A 13,474-nucleotide genomic window follows, 5' to 3' on the forward strand; every position below is an offset into this window, starting at 1 on the left:
GGCGGTGACCGGCCCGCCACCACGGGCGGGCCGGCCACCGGTGGTTCACCGGACGGCGCAGGTCACCACCGTCGGGGGCTGGTTGTCGCCGGTGACGACCATCCCCCAGCTGGTGGTCGCGCCGGGGATCAGGCTCCCGTTGTAGGCGGCGTTGGTCGCGGTGACCTGCCGGCCGGACTGGCTGACCGTGGCGCTCCACGACGAGGCGACCTGCTGGCTTCCGGCGAAGGTCAGCGCGGTGGCCCAGCCGGTGATCGCGCCGGCACCGAGGTTGCGTACGGTGACCTCCGCCTGGAAGCCGCCCGACCACGAGCCGGTCACCCGGTAGGCGGCCGAGCAACCGGTCACCGGGGCCGGGGTGCCGGTGGGGGTCGCGGTGGGGGTGACCGGCGGCGTCGCGGTGGGGGTGGCCGTGGGGGTGCCGGTCGGGGTCGGGGTCGGCCCGTCGGAGGTGGTGTAGTCGACCCGGGTGTACGCCGCCGAGCACGTCCCGCCGCAGGAGGCGGGCAGGGCGAACCGGTAGACCCGACCGTTGTTGATCAGAACGCCGGCCGCGTCGCGGACCCGGATCTGGAAGTCGGTGCCCCCGGCGGCGGTCGCCCCGATCACGTACGACTGTCCCATGTCGCTGTTCATCGTGGCGGCCGTCCACACCCCACCGGCCAGGTACTCCACCCCGTGGATGCCGTTGGCCAGGTGCGAGACGGCGATCGCCGGCCAGTACCGCTGGGCGCCCCTCATGAAGCCGATCCGGATGTCGCCGGAGTAGTTCGGGGCGGGGACGAACGACCAGGAGACGTGCCGGTTGTTCCAGTGGGCGGGGTTCATGTCCCCCACCGGCGTCCCGTTGCGCACGAAGCGGTTCAGCGAGGCGGTGGAGAGGTCCAGGTGGTAGGGGTCGTCACGGCACCAGGCGTTGCCGTCGCCGCAACTGTCCGCCACCACCATGGTCAGGGTGGCCCCGCTGTAGGCGTCGGCGGTCCACGAGCCGTTGCGGCAGAATGGCTGGCCGGGCGCGCCGTCGTTGACGCCGGTGCAGTAGTCGCCGACGGTGACCCGCACGAACCGGCCACAGTTGAGGCCGTTGTTCCACAGCCCGATCTTCGCCGCCTGGCTGGCCGGGATCGGCCGCATCGGGTACGACGAGTAGTCGCCGGGCAGGTCGTAGGCGTTGAGCGCGACGAAGTCCGGCGCGTCGAGCTCCGCCTGGGGCAGGCCGCAGCCGCCGTACGGTGCGCCGAGGGCGTCGAAGTGGGTGGCGTTGCCGGTGACCGGGGTGGTCGGCTCGGGTACCGCGAGCGCCCCGGCGGGCAGCGGGACGACCAGCAGCAGTGCGGCGGCGGCGGTCAGCGCCGCGAGCAGGCCGGCACGGTGACGCGACGTTGTCATGAGGGGGTACGCCTTCCGGGCAGCAGGGAGCGGGGACATGGGTTTTCGGATGCCCTTCCACGCCCGGCGTACCGCCCACCCATGCCACCACCGTCACCGACCACTGTCAATGCCCGATGTGGAGGGCCCGGATGCGACGCCGATCCGTCACCACGATTGCCGGGCAACCCCTGTGACGGGGGCGGTCGGCCCGGTAGATTGAGGTATGGTGCCCGCCCCCGGGGGTCGGGTGGCGGAGCCCGTCTACCGCCCCATCCTCACCAGCAGACGCGGTGAGCTGGAGGCGCTGGGTCATCTGGACAGCGCCCACGCTCCCCTGGTCGTCCCGGTCCTCGACGTGTCCCCGGCCGACACCGGCCTGCCCCAGGTGCTGCGCCGGCTGCCCGCCGGGCTGGTGCCGGCCGTCGACGTGTGCGCGCTGCCCGACGGGCCGGCCGGCGAGCTGGCCCGGTGGGGCGTACCGGTGCAGCCGGTGGTCGGCCTGACCTGCGGTGACCGGCGGCTGGCCGCGCACGGCGCGGCGTGCCGGGCGTACGCCCGGGGGGCGGTGGTCCGGCTGCGGCCCGGCCGGGACCGCACCGGCCCGGACGCCACGACGGCGGCGGTGGAGCGGGTGTGGCGGCGCACCGGGCTGGTCCCGGAGCAGTGCGACCTGCTGGTCGACGCCGGTGACGTCTGCTGCCCGGCCGACCTGCGCGTCGCCGAGCCCCGGGTGCGCCGGGTGGTGGACTGGGCCCGCCGGCACGCCTGGCGCACGGTGACCGTGGCGGCCGGCGGGATGCCGCCGTCGCTGTCCCGGCTGCCCACCGACGAGCCGGTCCGGGTGGACCGCTGGGACTGGCTGCTCCGGAGTCGGCTGGCCGACCTGGGCGTGGGGTACGGCGACTACGGGGTGTCGCCCGCGCCGCCGGGCGGCGTGGAGCCGGGCGACCGGCTGCCCACGGTGCGGTACACCGCCGAGGACGGCTGGTGGATCTACCGCTGGTCGCGGCGGGGCGGCCGGGGCGACGAACGGTTCGCCGACCTGTGCCGCACGCTGGTCACCGCCCCGCACTGGCCGCCCGCCGGGGCAGGCCTCTCCTGGGGCGACCACGAGCTGCTGCGCCGGGCCCGCCGGGTCACCGGCGCGGGCTCACCGGCGAACTGGACGGCGTGGAGCACGTCGCACCACCTGGCGCACGTGCTGGCGGCGTTGACCGGCCCGGCCGACGGGCGGCGTCGCGGCCCGCCGACGTCCGCCGAGGACCGCACCGGGTTCACCCGCCCGCACCGGGGCGGTGAGCACCGGCGGGGCCGCTGACCGGGTCACTCCTGCTCGGTGAACCCGAACTGCACCACGCCCTCGTCGTCGACGGAGGCGTCCACCGAGCTGTCGTTGAGCAGTTCGGCGGCCTCGGCGTCGAGGAAGATGCGCGCCCCCTCGGTGTCGACCACCTGGTCGCCCTGCGCCGGCACCGGGACCAGTTCGATGGTGAGCGCGCCGGCCTCGGTGTCGGCGGCGATCCGCAGCCCACCGTCCTGGGCGACGTCCTGCTGGGCCGCGAGGTCACGGATCACGAGCACGGCGTTGTCGGTCATGGTGAGCATGATGGGACTCCTCGGGAGTTGTCGGGCGGAACGTGGCGCGACGACAGATGCGCGCCCCTGCGGCGGACCGGTGCCCGCCGGGCGTTCCGGGGGCGCCGCCGCGCGGCCCTCTCCCCCCACCGTGCCCCCTGCCCAGGGGTTCGTCAAATAGAGCGGGGTCTGTCGGAGATCCCCGTTTCCGCTCCTCACGGCCCTGCGGCTTTCTACCCTGAACGCATGGACGCTGCCCGACGGTACGCCGCCGAACTGATCGGCACCCTGCTGCTGGTCTTCGTCGGGGTGGGCACCGCCGTGTTCGCCCAGCTTCAGGGCGGCGTGGTGGTCGTGGCGCTGGCCTTCGGGTTCGTCCTGGTGGGGCTGGTGTACGCGATCGGCCCGCTCTCCGGCGCGCACCTCAATCCCGCGGTGACGTTGGGGGTGCTGCTCTCCGGCAAGATCTCCGCGGTCGGCGCGGTGGCGTACTGGCTGGCGCAGTTCGTGGGGGCCACGGTGGCCGGCTTCGCCATCTGGGGGCTGGTCCGCTGGGGCGGGGTGGCGGACCAGACCGGGGTGTTGGGCACCAACGGTTACGGGGTGCACATCAACCAGGGCGGCACGGCGGTGCTGGAGGTCGTCCTGACGTTCCTGTTCGTACTGGTGGTGCTGGTGGTGACGAGCCGGGTCGAGCACGCCGGCTTCGCCGGCCTGGCGATCGGCCTGGCGCTGGTGGCGGTGCTCCTGGTGGGGATCACCCTCGACGGCACCTCGATCAACCCGGCCCGGTCGTTCGGCCCGGCCGTGTTCGAGGGGGGCGCGGCGCTACGCCAACTGTGGGTGTTCATCGTCTTCCCGCTGCTCGGCGGGGCACTGGCCGCGCTGGCCGCACCGCTGCTGGTGAAGCCGAGCCGGCACTTCCGCGCCGAACCCGACGCGCCCGACCCGGCCGCGCCGGACCCGACCTGACCCACCGGCCGACCACCGGCCCGGGGCCACCAGCCATGGAAGAAAATCTACGGTGCCGAGGCTTGCCCGACGGAAACCTTCGTGGCAGCGTCGTCGCATGCATCGTCGTCTCTTCCCCCGGACGCTCGCGCTGGTGGCGCTGGTCGCCACCGTGGCCGCCGCCGGTGCGCTGCCGGCGACCGCCGAGTCACCCACCCCGGCGGCCACCCGGCTGCACGCCACCATCGACGCCGTCCTCGCCGACCCCCTGCTCGCCGGGGCGCAGGCCGGGGTGGTCGTGGTGGACACCGCCACCGGCCGGACCCTCTACGACCGCAACGGCGACCGCCGCCTGGTGCCCGCCTCCAACACCAAGCTGTTGACCTCGACGGCGGCCCTGGCGCTGCTCGGCCCCGGGCACCGGTTCGGCACCGACGTGCTCACCGACGGCCGCCGACGGGCCGGCCTCGTCTCCGGCAACCTCTACCTGCGCGGCGGCGGCGACCCGACGATGCTGGCCGCCGACTACGACGCGCTGGCCGCCCAGGTCGCCGACAGCGGCGTACGGATGGTGACCGGCAACCTGGTCGCCGACGACACCCGCTACGACGCCACCCGGCTCGGCGCGGAGTGGGCCTGGGACGACGAGTCGTACTACTACGCGGCGCAGGTCTCCGCGCTGACCCTCGCCCCGGACACCGACTACGACGCGGGCACGGTGATCGTGCGGGCCGCCCCGGCGGGCAGTGCCGGGGCACGGCCGGTGGTCACCATGACCCCGCCCAACGGCTACCTGCGGATCGACAACCGGGCCGAGACGGTGGCCGACGGCGAGACGACGCTGTCGTTCGAGCGGACGCACGGCGGCAACACCATCGTGGTCACCGGCCGGATCGCGGCCGGCGCGGCGGCGGTCAGCGACTGGATGACCGTCGGGGAGCCCACCGGCTATGCCGCCGCCGTCTTCCGGGACGCGCTGCGCCGGCACGGGGTACGGGTGCTCGGGCGGACGGTGCCCGGCCGGGCCACCCCGACGGACGCCACCCCGGTGGCCCGGCACGACTCGATGACCCTGGCCGAGCTGCTGGTGCCCTTCCTCAAACTGTCCAACAACGGGCACGCCGAGGTGCTGACCAAGGAGATCGGCCGGGTCATCTCCGGGTCGGGCAGCTGGCCGGCCGGGCTCGCCGCGATCAGCGAGTACGTCGCCGACACCGGAGTGGACACCGGCGTCCTGCGTCAGCTCGACGGCTCGGGGCTGTCCCGGCGCAACCTGATCCCGGCCGGCGAGTTCGTCGCGCTGCTCGCCGCCGTCCGCCGGGAACCCTGGTTCGACACCTGGTACGCGGCCCTGCCGGTCGCCGGCAACCCGGACCGCCTCGTCGGCGGCACCCTGCGCAGCCGGATGCGCGGCACCCCGGCGGCGGACAACGTGCGCGCCAAGACCGGCAGCCTGACCGGGGTGTCCGGCCTCTCCGGTTACGCCACCGACGGCGACGGTCGGCTGCTCGCCTTCTCGGTGGTGTTCAACAACTACCTGACCTCGTCGGTGAAGGGGCTGGAGGACCAGATCGCCATCGCGCTGGCCAGCTACCGCGAGGGGGACGGCGGGACGGCGCGGGCCGCACCCCCGGTGGCCCCGGAGGCGCCCCGGGTGCCCGAGGGCCGGGAGTGTTCCTGGGTCAAGCCGATCGTCTGCTGAGCCCGGCCGGCCCGGTCAGCGCCGGTGCAGCACCACCACCGGGATCTCCCGGTCGGTCTTGCTCTGGTACTCGTCGTAGGCGGGCCAGATGGCGGTCATCGTCGGCCACATCCGGGCCCGCTCGGCCGGCTCGGCGGTGCGCGCCCGCACGCCGAACGTCTCCGGGCCCACCTGCACCTCCGCCTCGGGATCGTCGAGCAGGTTGAGGTACCAGGAGGGGTGCTGGGGCGCGCCGCCCTGGGAGGCGACGATCAGGTAGTCGTCGCCGTCCCGGCCGTAGATCAGGGCGGTACGGCGCAGCCGGCCGCTGCGCCGGCCCCGGGTGGTCAGCAGCAGGGTGAACACGCCCGGCTGCCACTCGTGCCCCTCCGCGCCGCCGGTGGCGACGTACCGGCGGATGTGGTCGGCGACCCAGCCCTCGGGGCTGTCCAGCACCTGTTCGTCGGTCGGCATCGGCGTCTCCGGGTGGCTCGTGGGCATCGACCCGGCCACGCTATCCCGACATAAGCCCCGGAAAAGGGCGAACGGCTCAACGCACCGCCGCCGCCTGAAGGTTCACGTTGCCGCAGCTGTTCCGGAAGGTCCCCTCGACGGTCCAGCGGATCAGCAGCCGCTCGCCCTTCGGCACCCGGAACTTGATTACGAACTGGGCGGTGTGCGTGGTGTGCGGGTCCTCCAGCCGCAGCGTGCGGGTCGACCCGCCGGTGGACAACCGCACGTCCAGCCGCCCCTGGGCCATCCAGATCCCGGCGAACAGGTGCACCGTACGCGGTTCACCGTCGCCGGCCACCGACAGCGCGAACCCGTTGCCCGCACCGCAGACGAACACCCCGGCGCCGGTGGCGGAGACGGCCGGCACCGGGGACCCGTCGCGCCACCCGAACAGCTCGGGATTGGTGTCGTACCGGTCGCGTGCGCCCCGGCCGCCCTCGTCCCGGATCTCGCCGGTGCCGCCGCTCTTGCGGACCACGGTCTCCGGCCGGTTGAGCCCCCAGTGCACCCAGTCCCGGGTGCCCAGCGCGGTCAGGTCCACCTCGGCGGGCACGTCGGCCCGGGAGACGCCCAGCGTCGGCGCGGCCGGCGACGAGGACGCCGCCGGGGTGACCGTCGGTGTCGGCGGCTCGCTCGGCGACGGGGTGCGCTCCCGGGGTTGCAGGCCGGGCGTGGCGATCCCGGCCTCGGCCGACTCGCCCAGCCCCGCCGCCCCGGTCGGATAACCGGCCGGCGTCGGCGCGCCGGCCGGCAGCACCAGATCGGGCTCCGGCGGGTCCGAATCCGGGCCCAGATAGGTCACCAGCACCGCGAGGCAGGCCAGGGCGGCCACCGCCTCGATCGCCCAGCGGCGACGTTGCCGACGACGGGCCTCCCGCCGCTGCGCGCTGCGCGTCGTCGGGCCCGGCCCGATCCGCCAGGTCTCTTGGTCGTTCACGCGTGTCCCACTCCCCAGCCCGACGCCCGCGACCGGTCGGGGAGGGGGTGCGGTCGCGGCGTGAGCGTTCTCACGTTTTCATTTCAGGGCCGTGATGCGCCATATGCCAGCGGGTGGGCGTTTCCAGTTTGTTACCGAGTGATCCCGATGGAAAGTTTCCTACCCGATGGAAAAGTGCAGCTCAGAGCCGCAATGACGGAGAGATGGACAGGTCCGGGCCGGTCAGCGGATCTCGAAACCCAACGCCTGCGCCAGCACCATCGCCTGCTGCGGGTCGATCACCGCGCCGGCCCGCTCGACGGTCGTCGGGTCGAGCGCGGTGAGGTCGCTGCCCCGCAGGTCGGCCCCGGTGAACCGGGCCGCGCGCAGCTGGGCGGCCGAGAGGTCGACCCGGGCCAGGGTCGCGCCGCTCAGGTCCGCCCCGGACAGGTCGGCCTCCCGCATCCGTACGTCGCTGAACTGCGCGCCCCGCAGGTCGGCGCCGGGCAACCCGACGAACGACCAGTCCCCGCCCGACACCCGCAGCGGACGCAGCGCGCACTGGTCGAACGTGCTGCCGACCAGCTTGCACCCGGTGAACTCGGCCTCGAACAGGTTGCACCGGCGGAACCCGCAGCGGACGAAGGCCGAGTCGGTGTGCCGGGAGGCGTTGAACGACACCCCGCCGAAGTCGCACCCGGTGAACGAGGCGCCCCGGCTCACCGCCTCGGTCAGGTCGACGTCGGTGAAGACGCAACGCACGAAGTGCCTGTCGGTCAGCTCCTCGGCGTACCAGTCGGTGTGGCGGAACGTCTCGTCCTCGATGGTCTGCGGCACCGTCCCACCCTAGGTGCGAGCACCGACACCGCCGCCGCACCTTCCGTCCGGCGCGTACCGGCTAGTAGGTTCGGCGGGTGAGCGTGGCACCCAGCAGCGACCCGGCCCGTACCGGCTTCGACCCGGCCCGGCTGGCCCGCATCGACGAGCACTTCGGCAGGTACGTCGACGACGGCCGGCTGGCCGGCTGGCAGGTCGTGGTCACCCGCCGTGGCGAGGTCGCGCACTCCTCGGTGTACGGGCTGCGCGACGTGGAGGCGGGCACCCCGGTCGAGCCGGACACCATCTGGCGGATCTACTCGATGACCAAGCCGATCACCTCGGTCGCGGCGATGATGCTGTGGGAGGAGGGACGGTTCGAGCTGACCGACCCGATCAGCCGCTGGCTACCGGAGTTCGCCGACGTCCGGGTCTTCGACAAGGGGTCGGCGCTCAAGCCGTACACGGTGCCGGCGGTCGAGCCGATCCGGGTGTGGCACCTGCTCACCCACACCGCCGGGCTGACCTACGGGTTCGCGCAGACCTCGGTGGTCGACGCGCTCTACCGGGCAGCCGGCTACGACCTCGCCGTCCCGCCGGGGCTCGACCTGGCCGGGGCCAGCGCCGGGATGGCGAAACTGCCGCTGCTGTTCCAGCCCGGCACCGGCTGGAACTACGGGGTCTCCACCGACGTGCTGGGCCGGCTCGTCGAGGTGGTCTCCGGGCGGAGCCTGACCGACTTCCTCACCGAACGGGTCCTCACCCCGCTGGGCATGACCGACACCCGGTTCTGGGTCGACCCGGCCGACGCCAAACGGCTCGCCGCCCTCTACACCCCGCACCCGGGCACCGGCCGGGCGGTCCGCGCCGACCAGCTCGGCGCCGCCGCGCTGACCCGCCCGGAGTGCTTCTCCGGCGGCAGTGGGCTGGTCTCCACCGCCGCCGACTACCACCGGTTCACCCAGCTGCTGCTGCGTGGCGGCGAGCTGGACGGCGTACGACTGCTCGGGCCCCGCACGGTGCGCTACATGACCCGCAACCACCTGCCCGGCGGCGGCGACCTGGCGTCGCTCCAGCCGCAGGGGTTCGCCGAGACGGTGCTGGACGGCATCGGTTTCGGCCTGGGCTTCGCCGTGGTGCAGGACCCGGTCCCGGCCAAGGTGCCGAGCAGCGTCGGCGAGTACTACTGGGGCGGGCTGGCCAGCACCGCGTTCTGGGTCGACCCGGCCGAGGAGATCACCGCGCTGCTGTTCACCCAGCTGATGCCGTCGAGCACCTACCCGCTGCGCTCCCAGCTCCGCCAGCTCGTCTACGCCGCCCTGGTCGGCTGAGCCGACGGGCCGCCACCACCGGGTGGCGGCCCGATCGCGGCTCAGACCAGGTGCTGGACGCGGGTGGCCCGCACGGTCGCCGGACCACCGGCCGACAGGCCGGAGACGAGGTACGCCCGGACGGTGCCGTCCGGGCGGACGGCCCACAGGTCGGGGACGCCGTCGGCGTTGACGTCGGCGACCGAGATCGTGGTGATCGTCGTGGCGGTGTTCCAGTTGCTGGCGACGTGGTACTGGGTGTGGGTCAGCGAGCCGGTGCCGTCACCGTTGTCGACCAGGGTGACCCCGGTCCAGAGGAAGAGGTCGCCGGTGGCCGCGTTGCGCAGGTACATCGCCACCCCGGTGGCCGTCTCGGTGCTGGCGATGGTCCAGTTCTGCCAGTCCGTGCCCCCGGTCGGCGTGGCGTCGGCCAACGCGACCCGGAAGAGGTAGCCGCCGGGCACCGGAAAGCTGGGGTGGTAGACCAGCCGGTGACCGTTGGTGGCGTCGCCGGTCACCGAGATCAGATCCGGATACTCCGGGTTGACGCCGTCGGCTCCGTAGGCGTTGGCCACCTGGAGCGGCGCGTTGCCGTCGTCGTCCACGAGCTGCCCGCTGCCGACGGAGATCTGGTTGCCGCTGAGGTACGGGTTGAGCATGGTGCCGTCGCCGGCTCCCCGGATGATGCTGGCGTACCCGGCAGCGGCGCCGCCGGGGTAGTAGGCGAGGAAGTCCTGCCGGTCGCCGCCGAAGAAGCGCCCCGTGACCACCTGCGCCCCGTCGAACTCGGCGGGCGAGTTGGTGCCGCCGACGCCGTTGCCGAGCAACCCGATGTTGCCGGCCGGCGTGTGCACCCGACCGGTGCCGACGCCGGTGCGGCGGGACGTCAGGCCGGTCGCGGACCAGACACCGGAGCCGAGACCGGCGGTGCCGCCGACGGTGACCAGGTCCGGCACGCCGTCGCCGTCGAGGTCCCGGTCGACCGGGCCGGCGACCGCCGGCGTCGGGTGCCGGTCGGCCGGGGCGGCCAGGGCGGGCGCGGCCGGCACGGTCACCGCGAGGGCGAGGGCCGCCGGAGCGCTCCAGGCGAGCAACCGGCGTGGTACGGAGAGATCGGTCATGATGTTTCCCCCGTGGTCGATGGATCGGAACCGGACCGACCGTAGTCGATGTTGGCAACACTCCCCGTACCGGCCGGATCGCCCGTTACACCACCGCGACGGCGACCCGCTGCCTAGCCTGGACGGCATGGGCAACGTGGTGGTGTACGGCGCCGGGGGCACCGCAGGCTCACGGATCGCCACCGAGGCGGCCGGCAGGGGGCACCGGGTCACCGCGGCGGTCCGTCGCCCGGAGGCGGTCACCTGGCTGCCGGCCGGGGTACGCGTGGTGACCGGGGACGTGACCTCGGCGCGCAGCGTCGCCGAACTGGCCCCGGAGGCCGACGTGATCGTGGTGGCGGTCGGCGGCGGTGAGCGGGCGCTGTGGCGTACCGCGGCGGAGAACCTGGTCACCGTCCTGCGTGACCTGCCCGATCCGCCCCGGGTGATCCACGTCGGCGGCGGGGCGACCCTGCTGACGGCGCGGGACACCCCGTTCCTCGACGAGCCGGACTTCCCCGACGGGTACCGGGAACCGGCGCTCGGGCAGGCCGACGCCCTGGCCCTGTACCGCTCCTCGGCCGACGGGGTGACCTGGACGTACGTCTCGCCGCCGCCGGTGGAGTTCCACCCCGGCGAGCGGACCGGCCGGTACCGCACCGGCACCGAGCACCCGGTCACCGACGGGCAGGGCCGCTCGGTGCTCAGCTACGAGGACCTGGCGGTGGCGATCGTGGACGAGATCGAGGAGCCCCGCTACGAGAACATGCGGTTCACGGCGGCGTACTGACCGGGCGACGACGGCCGGCGCGACGGCGGCCGGCGTCTCGGAGCGGCGGCCGGCGTCGTACCGGACGTCAGTCCGCGAGGCGGGCGGGGAAGCCGCCGGTGGCGATCGGGCCCCAGCCCTCGACGGTGATCCGGATCAGCGACTTGCCCTGCGCCGTCATGGCCGCCCGGTACTCGTCCCAGTCCGGGTGCTCCCCTGCGATGCTGCGGAAGTACTCCACCAGCGGGTCCAGCGCCTCGGGCAGGTCGAGCACCTCGGCCACGCCGTCGACCTGCACCCACGGGCCGTCCCAGTCGTCGGAGAGCACGCAGGCGGAGACCCGGGGGTCACGGCGGATGTTGGTGACCTTGGCCCGTTCCGGATAGGTGGAGATCACCAGCCGTCCGGCGGCGTCCACGCCGCAGGCGACCGGGGAGGACTGTGGCCGGCCGTCGGCGCGGGTGGTCATCAGCAGGACCCGGTGCCGGGGCCGGACGAAGTCGAGCAGGGCGTCCCGGTCGACCCGGGTGTTGGTTGCGACGCTGCGTGCCATCCCCCGGTTCTACCAGGCCCGCCGGGCGTCAGCCGGACCGGCCGCCGACCCGGCCCGGTTGGGCGGGGACCCGGGGCCGGGCGGCGGGCCGCCAGGCGCGCCCGTTGGCGTAGATCACCCGGAAGCCGAGGTACGCCGCGAGCGGAGCCCAGTGCGCCGAACCCATCCGCAGCTCGGCGGCGTTGTGCCGCTGGCCGTTGGCGAGCACGTCGAGCAGCACCGTCTCGAAGGCGGCCGACTCGACCCAGTCGACCTCGCGGGTGAAGCCGCAGATCAGGGCCGCGCCGGTGACGTCGAGGAAATCGCGCAGGGTGGCGTCGGAGGCGCGCAGCACCGAGCAGCTACCGAAGTAGAGCCGCCGGCCCTCGCCCCGGCCGGCCATCCGCTCGGCGACGTCGGACAGCTCGACGGAGTCCCAGTCGGTGAGGCAGAGCCGGCTGGGTTCGCCGTGCATGGCGAAGAAGCCGACCCGGTGGTCGGCGTACTGCTTGAGCAGCCACCGGTCGAGGAAGTAGAACAGCTCGTCGCGGGTGGCGGCGTCCTTGTGGATGTAGCGGATGCGGCCGAGCCGTTCGAGCAGGTCGAGGGTGGGCAGCACGGAACCGCGCTCGTTGAGGTCGCGGTGCCACTGCCCCTCGACACAGAAGACCCCGCCCCGCGCCACCGTCCCACCTCCCCGTCGCCGCCGGGACGACGTTACCGGGTCCGGGTCACGGACCCACATCACCCTCGGTGCCCGGCTGATCCGTTTCGGGGCGCTTCACCGGTGTCGGAATTGGCGTCCCTCCCGTCACCGGCTGACCCCTCCTGCCCGAATCGCCATTCATCGCCATTCACAGGCAATACCCAGCTATCGCCGACTGCGAGGACGATTCCCCTTTATTGCCGCGAATCGTCCAGGTAGCTGTCAAGGTGGAAGTTGCAGGACGTCCCGGGCGATGGCCTGTTCACCACCCCATTCACTTCCAATCGGGAGGACTTCTGTGCGCCAGAACACTGTGAAGCGGGCACTCGTCGCGTTCGCCCTGGCTCTGCCGGGAGCCGCGATCGCCACGGTGGCCGCCGCGCCAGCGGCCCACGCCGACGGCTGCTACACCTGGAAACGCGACCTCTACCAGGGGCGCTCCGGAGACGACGTCCGCCAGTTGCAGATCCGGGTGGCCGGTTGGGCGGGGCGCGGGGGAACCGTCCGGATCGACGGGGACTTCGGCCCCGAGACCGCCGCCGCGGTCAAGCGTTTCCAGAGCGCGTACGGGCTGCGCAGCGACGGCGTCGCCGGCAAGCAGACCTTCAGCAAGCTCTACCAGTTGCAGGACAACGACTGCACGCCGGCCCACTTCAGCTACCGGGAGCTGGACGGCGGCTGCGGCAAGGGCGGCTGGAGCGGTGGTCCGCTCTCCGCCACCGACACCAAGGCCAACGCGGTGCGCACCATGTGGAAACTGGAGGCGTTGCGGCGCGGCCTGGGCGACAAGCCGCTCAACGTCACCAGCGGGTTCCGGGACTCCAGCTGCAACAAGCAGGTCGGTGGGGCTTCGGACAGCCAGCACCTCTACGGCAACGCCGCCGACGTGACCTCGCAGAACAGGTCGCTCTGCGAGATCGCCCGCGCCTCCCGCGACCACGGGTTCAGCGGCATCTACGGCCCCGGCTACCCCGGTCACGACGACCACGTCCACGTGGACTCGCGGCGGGAGAACAACCGGGACAACTCGACGAACCGCACCAGCTGGGCCGCTCCGGACTGCGGCGTGAGCCGCTGACCGAGACGACGGCCGACGCCGGTCCGGCCCCACGGGATCACCAGGGCCGGGCCGGCGTCGGGGCACCGGGGCCGGGCGCTCAGCTCGCCCGGGGCCAGCGCGGCGCGGCGGCGGGGGGCGTCACCGGCCGTAGACGTACGTGCCGCCGGACTCCGG

At 73.6% G+C, this 13,474-nt stretch carries 14 protein-coding genes; 6 read left to right on the forward strand and 8 right to left on the reverse strand.

Going from position 1 to position 13,474, the window contains the following annotated elements; translation table 11 throughout:
• Positions 1 to 45: 45 nt before the first annotated feature.
• Entirely contained in the window at positions 46 to 1,389 is a 1,344-nt protein-coding gene (locus tag H1A17_RS13980; protein ID WP_145918105.1) for a cellulose binding domain-containing protein, read from the reverse strand.
• Between the two features lie 229 nt (positions 1,390 to 1,618).
• Here H1A17_RS13980 and H1A17_RS13985 point away from each other — a divergent pair, with 229 nt between their 5' ends.
• Complete coding sequence (locus tag H1A17_RS13985) at positions 1,619 to 2,689, forward strand: beta family protein (protein WP_370517006.1); 1,071 nt, start codon at positions 1,619 to 1,621, stop codon at positions 2,687 to 2,689.
• A gap of 5 nt (positions 2,690 to 2,694) precedes the next feature.
• Here H1A17_RS13985 and H1A17_RS13990 read toward each other — a convergent pair whose 3' ends face one another.
• Positions 2,695 to 2,976, reverse strand: a complete 282-nt coding sequence (locus H1A17_RS13990) for an adhesin (protein ID WP_088641796.1) — start codon at positions 2,974 to 2,976, stop codon at positions 2,695 to 2,697.
• Between the two features lie 216 nt (positions 2,977 to 3,192).
• On the opposite strand from H1A17_RS13990, the gene H1A17_RS13995 reads away from it, so the two are divergent.
• Together H1A17_RS13995 and dacB are read left to right on the forward strand one after the other, a co-directional pair.
• Complete coding sequence (locus tag H1A17_RS13995; RefSeq protein WP_145918104.1) at positions 3,193 to 3,918, forward strand: MIP/aquaporin family protein; 726 nt, start codon at positions 3,193 to 3,195, stop codon at positions 3,916 to 3,918.
• Positions 3,919 to 4,015: 97 nt separating this feature from the next.
• The gene (gene dacB, locus H1A17_RS14000; protein WP_145918103.1) at positions 4,016 to 5,599 is read left to right on the forward strand and encodes a D-alanyl-D-alanine carboxypeptidase/D-alanyl-D-alanine-endopeptidase; all 1,584 of its coding nucleotides are present in this window, start codon (positions 4,016 to 4,018) and stop codon (positions 5,597 to 5,599) included.
• 15 nt (positions 5,600 to 5,614) lie between these two features.
• Here dacB and H1A17_RS14005 read toward each other — a convergent pair whose 3' ends face one another.
• From H1A17_RS14005 to H1A17_RS14015, 3 genes are all read right to left on the reverse strand, one after another.
• Positions 5,615 to 6,052: a nitroreductase family deazaflavin-dependent oxidoreductase gene (locus H1A17_RS14005; protein ID WP_145922596.1), complete on the reverse strand. Its 438-nt coding sequence runs from the start codon at positions 6,050 to 6,052 to the stop codon at positions 5,615 to 5,617.
• 76 nt (positions 6,053 to 6,128) lie between these two features.
• Positions 6,129 to 7,028: a hypothetical protein gene (locus tag H1A17_RS14010; RefSeq protein ID WP_240762619.1), complete on the reverse strand. Its 900-nt coding sequence runs from the start codon at positions 7,026 to 7,028 to the stop codon at positions 6,129 to 6,131.
• Positions 7,029 to 7,250: 222 nt separating this feature from the next.
• The gene (locus H1A17_RS14015) at positions 7,251 to 7,844 is read right to left on the reverse strand and encodes a pentapeptide repeat-containing protein (RefSeq protein ID WP_145918102.1); all 594 of its coding nucleotides are present in this window, start codon (positions 7,842 to 7,844) and stop codon (positions 7,251 to 7,253) included.
• A 77-nt stretch (positions 7,845 to 7,921) separates the two neighbouring features.
• Between H1A17_RS14015 and H1A17_RS14020 the strand changes: the two genes are divergently transcribed.
• Positions 7,922 to 9,154, forward strand: a complete 1,233-nt coding sequence (locus tag H1A17_RS14020) for a serine hydrolase (protein WP_194822037.1) — start codon at positions 7,922 to 7,924, stop codon at positions 9,152 to 9,154.
• 41 nt (positions 9,155 to 9,195) lie between these two features.
• Here the strand turns inward: H1A17_RS14020 and H1A17_RS14025 are convergent, their stop codons facing one another.
• Complete coding sequence (locus H1A17_RS14025; protein ID WP_194822038.1) at positions 9,196 to 10,254, reverse strand: hypothetical protein; 1,059 nt, start codon at positions 10,252 to 10,254, stop codon at positions 9,196 to 9,198.
• Between the two features lie 127 nt (positions 10,255 to 10,381).
• Between H1A17_RS14025 and H1A17_RS14030 the strand changes: the two genes are divergently transcribed.
• A complete protein-coding gene (locus H1A17_RS14030) occupies positions 10,382 to 11,023 on the forward strand; it encodes an NAD(P)-dependent oxidoreductase (protein WP_145918099.1) in 642 nt (213 codons plus the stop codon).
• Between the two features lie 67 nt (positions 11,024 to 11,090).
• On the opposite strand, the gene H1A17_RS14035 is transcribed toward H1A17_RS14030, so the two are convergent.
• Positions 11,091 to 11,555 carry a PPOX class F420-dependent oxidoreductase gene (locus H1A17_RS14035; protein ID WP_145918098.1) on the reverse strand — a complete coding sequence of 155 codons (465 nt, stop codon included), beginning with the start codon at positions 11,553 to 11,555 and terminating at the stop codon, positions 11,091 to 11,093.
• Positions 11,556 to 11,583: 28 nt separating this feature from the next.
• The gene (locus H1A17_RS14040; RefSeq protein ID WP_145918097.1) at positions 11,584 to 12,219 is read right to left on the reverse strand and encodes a DUF6642 family protein; all 636 of its coding nucleotides are present in this window, start codon (positions 12,217 to 12,219) and stop codon (positions 11,584 to 11,586) included.
• Positions 12,220 to 12,538: 319 nt separating this feature from the next.
• On the opposite strand from H1A17_RS14040, the gene H1A17_RS14045 reads away from it, so the two are divergent.
• The gene (locus H1A17_RS14045) at positions 12,539 to 13,318 is read left to right on the forward strand and encodes a D-Ala-D-Ala carboxypeptidase family metallohydrolase (protein ID WP_145918096.1); all 780 of its coding nucleotides are present in this window, start codon (positions 12,539 to 12,541) and stop codon (positions 13,316 to 13,318) included.
• Positions 13,319 to 13,474 lie beyond the last annotated feature (156 nt).

Source organism: Micromonospora sp. S-DT3-3-22, from assembly GCF_015354745.1.
Classification (GTDB): Bacteria; Actinomycetota; Actinomycetes; order Mycobacteriales; family Micromonosporaceae; genus Micromonospora; species Micromonospora wenchangensis.

Coding starts and splice junctions, on each gene's coding strand:
- H1A17_RS14035 (WP_145918098.1), bottom strand. CDS start 11,555: ATGGCACGCAGCGTCGCAACCAACACCCGGGTCGACCGGGACGCCCTG.
- H1A17_RS14005 (WP_145922596.1), bottom strand. CDS start 6,052: ATGCCGACCGACGAACAGGTGCTGGACAGCCCCGAGGGCTGGGTCGCC.
- H1A17_RS13980 (WP_145918105.1), bottom strand. CDS start 1,389: ATGACAACGTCGCGTCACCGTGCCGGCCTGCTCGCGGCGCTGACCGCC.
- dacB (WP_145918103.1), top strand. CDS start 4,016: ATGCATCGTCGTCTCTTCCCCCGGACGCTCGCGCTGGTGGCGCTGGTC.
- H1A17_RS13995 (WP_145918104.1), top strand. CDS start 3,193: ATGGACGCTGCCCGACGGTACGCCGCCGAACTGATCGGCACCCTGCTG.
- H1A17_RS14030 (WP_145918099.1), top strand. CDS start 10,382: ATGGGCAACGTGGTGGTGTACGGCGCCGGGGGCACCGCAGGCTCACGG.
- H1A17_RS13990 (WP_088641796.1), bottom strand. CDS start 2,976: ATGCTCACCATGACCGACAACGCCGTGCTCGTGATCCGTGACCTCGCG.
- H1A17_RS14025 (WP_194822038.1), bottom strand. CDS start 10,254: ATGACCGATCTCTCCGTACCACGCCGGTTGCTCGCCTGGAGCGCTCCG.